A 10,833-nucleotide genomic window follows, 5' to 3' on the forward strand; every position below is an offset into this window, starting at 1 on the left:
ATGCCGTGGGATATTCCTGGTCGTTACCTGCCGGCCTCCAGCTCGCTGTCGAGGATGTCGAAGAGTTCCTCGGCGGTGGCGGCGCCCAGTGCGGACTCCTGCGCCTGCTCTTCGGGGCGATGGGTTTCGGCCCATGTGGTGAGCAGTCCGCGCAGCCGGGCCGCGACCCCGGCGTACTCCTCCTCGTCCGGGGCGACGGCCGCCAGCTCCGCCTCCAGCCGGCGGATTCCGGCGAACACCGAGGCGGTCCGGTCCGCTTCACCGGCGATGAGGCGTGTGGCCAGGTGCTCCGCGACCGCGTCGGGTGTGGGGTGGTCGAAGACCAGCGTGGACGACAGGGTCTCCCCGGTGGCGGCGGTCAGCCGGTTGCGCAGTTCGACCGCGGCGAGGGAATCGAGGCCGAGTTCGAGGAAGCCCCGCCCGCTGACCACCGCCTCCGGGCGGTCATAGCCGAGGACCTCGGCGACCTGGGCGCGTACGAGGCCCAGCAGGGTGCGCCGCTGCTCCTCGGCGGAGAGCGCCGCCAGCCGGGTGGCCAGGGAATCCGCGGCCGGAGCCGGGGCCCCGGCCTGGGCTGCGGTGCGGGACGGCGCCCGGACCACCCCGGCCAGCAGCGCGGGGACGCCGCCGGGGCGGGCCCGGAGCACGGCCGGGTCGATCCGCAGCGGGACCAGGGTGGTCTCCGCGGTGGCGAGCGCCGCGTCGAACAGTGCCAGGCCTTCGGCCGGGTCAAGCGGCGGGAAACCGGACCGGGCGGCGCGGCGCAGACCGGCCTCGCCGAGCCGCCCGGCCATGCCGTCGGCCTCGTCCCACAGCGTCCAGGCCAGCGCGGTCGCCGGGCGGCCGGTGGCCCGCCGGTGCCGGGCGAGCGCTTCGAGGAACAGGTTGGCGGCCGCGTAGTTCGCCTGTCCCGCCCCGTCGAGCAGGGTGGCGGTGGAGGAGAACAGGACGAAGTGGGTGAGTGCGAGGTCCGCGGTCAGTTCATGGAGCAGCCAGGCCGCGTCCGCCTTGGGCCGGAAGACGCCGTCGAAGCGCTGCGGGGTCAGCGAGGTGAGGACCCCGTCGTCCAGCACACCGGCGGCGTGCACCACGGCGCGCAGCGGATGCGCGGCGGGGATCCGGGCGAGCAGCCCGGCCAGGGCCGTACGGTCGGCGACATCACAGGCGGCCACGGTCACGGTGGCGCCGAGCGAGGCCAGCTCGGTGCGCAGTTCCGGCACGCCCGGTGCGTCCGGTCCCCGGCGGCTGACCAGCAGCAGGTGCCGCACGCCGTGTGTGCCGGCCAGGTGCCGGGCGACGAGCGCGCCGAGCCCGCCGGTGCCACCGGTGATCAGCACGGTGCCGTCCGGGTCCCACTCCGCACCGGTGTCCGGTGGAGTGACCCGGGCCAGCCGCGGAAGCCGCAACTCGCCTTCTCGTAGCGCGAGTTGGGGCTCACCGGTGGCCAGCGCACCGGCTACGGCCGGGCCCGAGGCCGTCCAGGAATCCACATCGACCACGGTGATCCGGTCCGGGTGCTCGGCCTGCGCCGAGCGCACCAGGCCCCAGACCACCGAGGCGGCGAAGTCCTCGCCCTCGGTCACCAGGGCGAGCCGGGAGCCGGCGAAGCGCTCGTCGGCGAGCCAGGACCGCAGCAGGTCGAGGACGCGGTGCGCGGTGCGGCGGGCGGACTCGGGCGGCGCGCCCTCGGCGGGTGCACAGGGCATCACCAGGAGATCCGGTACGTCCACGGCGGAGAGCTCGGTGTGACTCCTCAGCCGGACCCCGCCGGCCCGCAGCGCCCGGCCGAGTGGGCCGTCGCCGTCACCCAGCAGTGCCCAGTCACCGGCCGGTGTGCCCGGGGTGACCACCGTGGTCCAGTCGAGCCGGAACAGCGACCGGGCCACCACGCCCTTCCGGGCCGCCGCGGTCTGTTCGGCGGCGACGGGCCGGGAGACCAGGGAACGCACCGAGGCGACCGGGGCGCCCGTGGAGTCGGCGAGGTCCAGCGCGACCGCCTGGTCCCTCGCGGCCGACAGCCGCACCCGCAGCGCCGTCGCGCCGACGGCCCGCAGGGTCACCCCGGCCCAGGCGAACGGAACCCAGGGCCGGCCGTCCCGCGGGACGAACTCCCCCAGGTCGAGGGCGTGCAGGGCCGCGTCGAGGAGGGCCGGGGACAGGGCGAAGTCCGCGCTGTCGGCTCCCTCGGGGAGCGCGACCTCGGCGAACACCTCCGCCCCACGTCGCCAGGCCGCGCGCAGGCCCTGGAACTGTGGCCCGTAGTCGTAACCGCGCTGCGCCATCCCGTCGTACAGCCCGCCGAGATCGACCGGTTCGGCTTCCGCCGGGGGCCAGACGCGCAGGTCGGGTCCGTCGTGGTCCGGGACGGTGGCGGTGAGCAGGCCGGTGGCGTGCCGGGTCCAGGGCACATCGGCCGGATCGTCCTCGGCGCGGGAGGACACGAGGACCTGGCGGTCGCCCTGTTCATCCGGCGCGGCCACCTCGACCTGCAGCCGTACCGCACCGGATTCCGGAAGCACCAGGGGGCTTTCCAGGGTCAGTTCGGCGAGGACGGGGCAGCCCGCGCGGTCGCCGGCGTGCAGCGCGAGGTCGACGAAGGCGGTGCCCGGCAGGAGTACGGCGCCGTTGATCGCGTGGTCGGCCAGCCAGGGGTGGGAGCGCAGCGAGAGGCGTCCGGTGTAGGAGCGGGTGTCCGCCTGCGCGGAATCGATCACCGCGCCGAGCAGCGGATGTGCGGCATCGGCCTGGCCGAGTGCGGCCGCGTCCAGCTCCGCGTCCCCGGAGTCCAGCCAGAACCGCCGCCGCTGGAAGGCATAGGTCGGCAGCTCCACCGGGTGGCCGGAACCGCCGTAGTAGGCGGCCCAGTTCACGTCCGCGCCGTGCGCCCAGGCACGGGAGAGGGCAGCGGTGACCTCCCGGGGCTCCGCGCGGTCGCGGCGGAGGGCGGGAAGGAAGACGGGCCGGTCCTCGCCGGACACACAGTCCGGTGCCATCGCGGACAGCACCGCGTCCGGCCCCAGTTCCAGGAAGGTACCCACACCGTGGTCCGCCAGCGCGCGGACCCCGTCGGCGAACCGGACGGCGCCGCGGACATGGTCCACCCAGTAGTCCGGTGAACACAGTTCCTCGCCGGTGGCGATCCGTCCGGTGAGGTTGGAGACCACGGGGATCTTCGGCGGTGCGTAGGACATCACCCGGGTGACCCAGCGGAACGCGTCCAGCATCGGCTCCATACGCGGCGAGTGGAAGGCGTGGCTCACCCGGAGCCGTTGGGTCTTGTGGCCGCGCGCGGCAAGGGTGGCGGCGATCTCGGTGACGGCGTCCTCGTCCCCGGAGAGCACCACCGAGGCGGGTCCGTTGACCGCGGCGATGCCCACCCGACCCTCGAACGCGCCGAGTGCGGCGGTGACCTCCTCCTCGGTGGCGCGTACCGACACCATCGCGCCGCCGGCCGGGAGTTCCTGCATCAGCCGGCCACGGGCGGCGACCAGGGCGGCGGCGTCGGGCAGGGACCAGACCCCGGCCACATAGGCGGCGGTGACCTCACCGAGGGAGTGGCCCAGCAGGAAGTCCGGCCGCAGCCCCCAGGACTCCAGCAGCCGGAACAGCGCGGCCTCCAGGGCGAACAGCGCCGACTGGGCGTAGAGCGTCCCGTCCAGCAGGGCGGCCTCGGGGCTGTCCGGCTCCGCCCACACCACGGCGCGCAGCGGGCCGGGCAGATGGACATCCAGCTCGGCACAGACCTCGTCCCAGACACGGGCGAACACCGGGTAGGCGGCGTACAGTTCGCGGCCCATGCCGAGCCGCTGCGCGCCCTGACCGGTGAAGAGCACGGCGACCGGGGCGGAGCCGGCCTGTCCTTGGCAGACGCCGGGCCCCGACGCACCCGTGGCCAGGGCGTCCAGGCCTCGGGTGAGCTCCGTGCGGTCGGCGGCGAGCAGCACCGCGCGGTGTTCCAGCTGGGCCCGGCTGGTGGCCAGCGTGCGGCCCAGATCGGCGAGGGCCGGCTCGGGGTTCCCGGCCAGGAAGGACGTGAGCCGGGCGGCCTGTGCCCGCAGTGCCTCCGGGGTCCGGGCGGAGACCGGCAGCGCGAGCACCGGGGGTTGTGCGGTGGTGGGCGGCGGCGCGGGCGCGGGCGGTGCCTGTTCCAGGATGACGTGCGCGTTGGTGCCGCTGAAACCGAACGAGGAGATACCGGCCCGGCGCGGTTGATCCGTACGGGGCCAGGGTCGTGCCTCGGTGAGCAGGGCGACCTTGCCCTGCGACCAGTCGACGTGGGGGGTGGGTTCGGTGACATGCAGGGTGCGGGGCAGCAGTTCCTGCCGCATCGCCATGACCATTTTGATGATCCCGGCCGCACCGGCGGCTGCCTGGGTGTGTCCCAGGTTGGATTTGACCGAGCCCAGCCACAGGGGTTCGGACCGTTCGGTGCCGTAGGCGGCGATCAGGGACTGTGCCTCGATCGGGTCGCCGAGCTTGGTGCCGGTGCCGTGCGCCTCCACCGCGTCGACCTGGTGCGGGGCGAGTGCGGCGGCGGCCAGGGCCTGGCGGATCACCCGCTGCTGGGCGGGGCCGTTGGGTGCCGTCAGGCCGTTGGAGGCGCCGTCGGAGTTGACCGCCGAGCCACGGACCAGGGCGAGGACGGGATGCCCGGCGCGGCGGGCGTCGGAGAGCCGCTCGACGACGAGTACGCCGACGCCCTCGGCCCAGCCGGTGCCGTCCGCGTCGGCCGAGAAGGCCTTGCAGCGGCCGTCCGGGGCGAGGCCGCGCTGCCGGGAGAAGGACAGGAAGGTGCCGGGCGCGGCCATGACGGCCACCCCGCCGGCCAGAGCCACGGAGCACTCGCCCTGCCGCAGCGCCTGGCAGGCCAGATGCAGCGCGACCAGGGACCCCGAGCAGGCGGTGTCCACGGTCATCGTGGGGCCTTCCAGGCCCAGGGCGTAGGCGACCCGGCCGGCGATGACGCTGGTGGTGTTGCCGGTGGAGAGATAGCCCTCGTGTCCGCCGGCCCGGGTCAGCCGGGGACCGTACTCCTGTGGCTCGGCGCCGAGGAACACCCCGGCCCGGCTGCCGCGCAGCGCGGTCGGGTCGATACCGGCCCGCTCCAGCGCCTCCCACGAGGTTTCCAGGACGAGCCGCTGCTGCGGATCCATCGCCTGCGCCTCACGCGGACCAATCCCGAAGAACTCCGCGTCGAACTCCGCGGCGTCGTAGAGGAACCCGCCGTTGCGGACGTAGGTCTTGCCCGGGGCGTCCGGGTCCGGGTCGTACAGGGTCTCCGGGTCCCAGCCGCGGTCCTCGGGCAGCCCGGCGACGACCTCGCCCCCCTCGGCGACCAGCCGCCACAGCTGTTCGGGGCTGCCGATCCCGCCCGGGTAGCGGCAGCCGATCCCGACGATGGCGATCGGGTCCGCCTCGTCGGCCACGCCCGCCCGCCCCGGGGGCCCGGAGGCGGTCTCCTCGCCCTCCCCGCCGTCCGCACCGAGCAGTCCGGTACGCACCTCCCGGGCCAGCCGCACCGGGGTCGGATGGTCGAAGGCCACGGTGACCGGGAGCGGCAGTCCGGTGGCCGCCACCAGCCGGACATGCAGATCGGCCGCGGTGAGCGAGTCGAATCCGAGGTCGGTGAAGGGGCGGTCCGGGGCCAGGGTCCGCGGTGCGTCGTCCGGCCGGACGCGGCGCAGCGCGGCGAGGGCGTGGTGGCACACCAGATCCAGCAGCGCCCGGTCCTGCTCGGGCCGGGACAGCCCGTGCAACTTCTGGATCAGCGAGGGGTTTTCGTCGAGGGCATTCATGCGCGGACTCCGACCGAGGGGGCTGTGGCGATCAGGTGAGCGTGTGGTACTCCGCGCAGTCCTTGAGGACGGCGACCGGCGGGTGGAAGGTGTTCATCGGGTTCTTCCGGTCGAAGGTGCCGGTGTGCGCGAGCGCCACCAGCACACCGTCGCGCTGCCGGACGAGCAGGTCGGGGTTGCCGTCCAGGTCGATGTCGGTCACCGCGAGCGCGTCCTCCAGTGGGTTCCAGTCCGCGCCGAGGTTGCCGACGGTGTACCAGGTGCCACGGTCCGCTCCGTCGCCGAGGAAACCGTCCGGTCCGGGCGGGAATTCGTAGACGCACAGATCGCCGTTGTCGCGCAGGATCAGCAGGTCGAGCCGGCCGGTGCCGGTCACGTCCGCCATGCCGAAGGGGAAGTCGGTGGGCTCGGTGACGGTGAGCCGCTGCGGGGTCTTGTCGAAGGTGTCGTTCTCCACCACGTTGCCGGTGTTGCGGAACCAGTCCACATGACCGAGGTCGCTCTCCCGGCCGAAGGTGTCGTCCTTGCCGTCCCCGCTGACGTCGGCGACGCCGATGCTCTCCCAGATCCGGCCGTCGTCGCGGCGGCCCGACATCCGGATCGGCTCGCTCAGGGTGTTCAGGCCGTTGAGGCCGCCCTTGTTCTCATAGAGGTAAACGCCGTGGGGATGCTCGGTGTTGACGGATTCCTCGCTGCCGGCGAGCACACTGGCCAGTCCGTTGCCGCGGATGTCGATGGTCCGGATGATGAGGTGCTTCTCCCAGTGGAAGTCCTCACCGATCTTGACCGGTTCGAGAAAGGTGTCGGTGCCGTCGAACTTTCCGCTGTGCGGGAAGACCAGCAGTTCACCGTTGGTGTCGTGGCGGACGAGCAGGTCCTTCTTTCCGTCGCCGTTGAAGGACCTGCAATGGCCGTTCATGATCATCGCCGGCATTGTTCTTCACTCTCCTCGATCAGCCGTTCCTGTGCCTGGTGACGCGGGTACCTGGGGTGCTCAGCCGGTACCGGGCTCCACTCCGCGGGACCGCAGGAAGGCGGCGAGCCCCAGCGGGGTGGGCAGTGCGAAGAACTCGGCGAGGCGCATCTCCGCCCCGAAGGACTCCTGGATCCGCTGCACCAGCAGCGCGGCGAGGAGCGAATGCCCGCCCAGGACGAAGAAGTTCGCATCGGCGGTGACGTCCTCGCGGCCGAGCAGCTCGCGGAACATCGAGAGCAGCGCGTCGACCAGGGGGTCCTCGTGGTGTTCCGCCGCCGCGCCGTGGCCGGCCGCGGCCCGGCGGGCGGTGGCCAGCCGGGTGAGGTGCGGATAGTCCACCTTCTCGTTGGCGTTGGTGGGGAGTTCATCGGTGAGCACGAAGTCGTGCGGCACCGCCGACGAGGGCAGCTTCGCCCTGGCGTGCTCCCACAGCCGCTCGACGATGCCCTCGGTGGGGTGGGCCACCACGAAGGCCACCAGGACGGCGTCCGCGCTGAGGTCGCCGACGGTGACCACGGCGGCGCCGGTCACCTCGGGGTGCTCCCGCAACACTGCCTCGATTTCGGCGAGTTCAAGGCGGTTGCCGCGCAGTTTGATCTGTCGGTCCACGCGGCCGAGCACCTCCAGTGTTCCGTTGTCCCGCCAGCGGGCCAGGTCTCCGGTGCGGTAGAAGCGCCCGTACTCGGGGTGCTCACCGAACCGTTCGGCGGTCAGTTCCGGGCGGTTGTGGTAGCCGATCGCGACGCCCGCGCCCGCGATGCACAGCTCGCCGTGCACACCGAGCGGGAGTTCCCGGCCGGCCGGGTCCAGTACGAAGGCGGTGGTGTTCCGCAGCGGGGTGCCGGCGTGCACCGCCCCGTCAGCGGCGTCGAGCTTGCCCGCGGTGGACCAGATGGTGGTCTCGGTGGGGCCGTAGACGTTGCGGACCTCGGCGGCGGTCTCCAGCAGTCGTTCCGCCAGGTCGGCGGGGAGCGCCTCACCGCCGCACAGCACCCGCCGGCCGGCCAGCTGGTCGCCCACCTGCTCGATCACCGTCCGCCAGGTGGTGGGGGTGGCCTGCACGATCCCGACGTCGTGCCGGACCAGCAGTTCCCTCAGCAGGGTGCCGTTCACCCGGGCCTCGTCGGGGGCGACGGCCAGCGTCCCGCCGGAGGCCAGCGGGAGGAACAGCTCCAGTGCGGAGATGTCGAAGGCGAAGGTGGTCATCCACAGCGTGACCTGGCCGGGGCCCGGCTTCAGCTCGTCGAGGAAGTGCCGGACGAGATTGGCCAGGTTGCCGTGGGAGACCCTGGTGCCCTTGGGCCGGCCGGTGGAGCCGGAGGTGTAGATCAGATACGCGCAGGAGGCCGGGTCGGGGTCCGCCGGGAGTTCGGCGGTCCCGCCCCGCACGGCGCGGAGACCGGCCATCTCCAGTCGTGGGGTGCCCTCGGGCAGGGTCACCGTGTCGCCGGCCAGTACGGCACGGGCACCGGAATCCGCGAGCTGGTAGGAGATCCGGTCCGCGGGGTGGTCGGGATCGACCGGGAGGTAGGCGCATCCGGCCAGCCAGACGCCCAGGGCCGCGGCGGCGAGTTCGGGTCCGCGGCGGGCCGCCACGGCGACCACATCGCCCGCGGTCACCCCGGAGGCACACAGCAGCTCCCGGGTGTCCGAGGCCGCCTGCCACAGCTCGGCGTAGGTCGTCTTCCGGTCGCCGTCCGCGAGGGCGACCGCGTCCGGTGCGGCGGCCGCCCGTTCGGCGACGGTGCGCAGCACGGACGGGGCCGGGGTGTCGGTGGCGGTGCGGTTGGCCGCGGCGATGACCGTACGGTCCCGTTCCGACCACGAGGACAGTTCGCCGACGGGCCGGTCCGGTTCGGCGCCGACCGCGACCAGCAGCGCGTCATAGCGCTGGAGGAGGAGTGCGACATCGTCCCGGCGGTGGGATTCCAGCCCGTACAGCGCCTCGACGGTGATGCGGTCCTTCTCCGACAGGATGTCGAATTCGAGGTTCATCCGGCTGTAGCCGTTGCGGACCATCAGTGCCCGCGCCGGGAGACCGCCGATGGTGGTCTCCGCGGACAGCCCGCCGGGCAGGTAGTTGAACATATGCCGGAACAGCGTGGTGCTCCAGGCGGAGTTGACCCGCGGGATCTCCGGCAGCAGCAGGTCCACATGGACGTCCACATGGGAGACCGCCTCCAGGAACACGTCCCGGGCCTGTCGCACCAGCGCGCGGAAGCTCTGGGCCGGATCGGTCCGGACACGCAGCGCCAGGATGTTCACGTAGTAGCCGATGGCGCCGGCGGCCTGCTGCCCGCGGATGTCCGCGGGCGAGCCGATCACGATGTCCGGCCCGGCGCCGTGCTGTGCGAGCAGCAGGTAGTAGGCGGCGAGCAGGATGACGGGTTCGGAGGCCCGCAGTTCCCTGCGCAGCCGGCGGACGACGTCCCGTGCCTCGTCGGAGAGGTCGTGGGCGACGGTGGACCCTTTCAGGGTCGTCTCCGCACTCCCCTGCCGGTCCATCCACAGATCCAGCGAGCCGGCGTCGAATCCGCTCAGATGGTCGCGCCAGAACCGGAAGCTCTCCGGGCGCGGTTCGTCGGCGGCGACCGCCGCGACCGGAACGACCGCCTCGCCGGAGAGGTCCTCCCCGGCGAGGACCGCGTCGTAGAGCCGGGTGAGCTCGCCCATCACGATCTGCGCGGACGCCACATCGAACACCAGGTGGTGGGCCACGACGCAGAGCACATCGCCCTCGGGCGCCTCGACCTGGCAGATCCGCAGCATGGGCCGGCCGTTGAACTTGAACGGACGGGCGGCGAGCGCGGTGAGATCGTCCGCCAGCCCGTCCGCGGTCGACCGGCTCACCTCGATGTCGACCGGGGCGTCCTCCGGGGCCAGGATCGCCTTGCGCAGTCCGGCGCCCTCGTCATGGAAGACGGTGCGCAGCACCTCGTGCTTGCGCAGGAGCCGGGCGGCGGCCTCACGCAGTGCCGTGGTCCGCAGCCGGCCCGCCACCTGGATGGCGGCCGGGATGTTGTTCACCCCGCTGTCCGGGACCAGCTTGTCGAGCAGCCACAACGCCTCCTCTTTCTGACTGGCCCGGGAGAGGGGCGTGCTCATGGGCTGCATGCGCTAGTTCCTTTCGACGTGCCGGGGTGAGGTCCGTCAGCTCAGCAGGCCGGTGACCGTGGTCGCGACGTCGGGCGTGCGCAGCAGATCGGCGTGCTCGACGGGGAAGCGGATCTCCTTGGCCACCCGGGCGGCCCGGTCGGCTTCGGAGAGGGGGTTGAGGCCGCTGGTGGCGGTCGCGGAGGTCATCGCGGTCAGCGACTTCCAGCCGTTCGTCGGGTCGAGGTCGCTGCCCCGCACGAAGAAGTGCAGGAACAGGCCGAAGGTGGCGACGAATTCCTCGCTGCGCTTGGCGTCCAGGCCCACCCGGGCGAACGCCGCGCCGCCGACCTCGCGAAAGATCGCGAGCAGCCGCTCACCGAACTTCTTGATGTCGCTCTCGTCGGTCAGTGCCTGCCCCGCGGCCTGCTGGGCGTGGGCGATCTCCTCGGGCTTGAGCAGCCCGGACATCCCCTCCATGGTGGTCAGGAAGTGGTGACAGACCACATCGCGCCGGGGCAGTTCGGGGTCGAAGCCGATGAGGGCGGGCGTCTCGCCCTGGTGCTGCCCGATCCGCTCGGCCAGCGCCGCCGCGTACACCGCGCCGACGCAGTAGCCCATGACGGCACGGACCGGCCGGCCCTCCCGGAGGACGTCCTCCGCCCAGCGTTCGACGTAGTCGGCGCCGGTCATGCCCGCGTCCTCCTCCGGGGCGGGCGGCAGCGTCTCCCAGAGCGAGAATTGCGGACGGGCGAGCGCGACGAAATCCGGAAAACCTGCCTGCGGCCTCCCGGTCACCGCGAAATCGACCGCGAGTACCACATCCTTTCCGTCCGAAGTCAACGATTTCCACGAGCCAGGAACTGCCATGTGGATTCACTCTCCGAGCTGAGCGTGTCGGTGCACGCAGCGTATTGGCCATCCCAGGAGCCGGAACACCCCTAAGGAACCCCTTAGTACCCCGAACCG

3 protein-coding genes and 1 pseudogene are annotated in these 10,833 nt (G+C 72.7%); all 4 read right to left on the minus strand.

Annotated features, from left to right (window positions below; all coding sequences use genetic code 11):
- Positions 1-23: 23 nt before the first annotated feature.
- Positions 24-5,795: pseudogene (locus tag NUT86_RS05925) on the minus strand (type I polyketide synthase); the annotation flags it as partial.
- A 31-nt stretch (positions 5,796-5,826) separates the two neighbouring features.
- Positions 5,827-6,729: an FG-GAP repeat domain-containing protein gene (locus tag NUT86_RS05930; protein ID WP_159490797.1), complete on the minus strand. Its 903-nt coding sequence runs from the start codon at positions 6,727-6,729 to the stop codon at positions 5,827-5,829.
- 60 nt (positions 6,730-6,789) lie between these two features.
- Positions 6,790-9,885 (minus strand): non-ribosomal peptide synthetase, encoded by a 3,096-nt coding sequence (locus NUT86_RS05935; protein WP_274733921.1) that lies wholly within the window; start codon positions 9,883-9,885, stop codon positions 6,790-6,792.
- Between the two features lie 36 nt (positions 9,886-9,921).
- Entirely contained in the window at positions 9,922-10,707 is a 786-nt protein-coding gene (locus NUT86_RS05940) for a hypothetical protein (RefSeq protein ID WP_141725583.1), read from the minus strand.
- Between the last annotated feature and the right edge of the window lie 126 nt (positions 10,708-10,833).

The sequence above is a fragment of the Streptomyces sp. G7(2002) genome (genome assembly GCF_028870195.1).
Taxonomy (GTDB): Bacteria; Actinomycetota; Actinomycetes; order Streptomycetales; family Streptomycetaceae; genus Streptomyces; species Streptomyces nigrescens.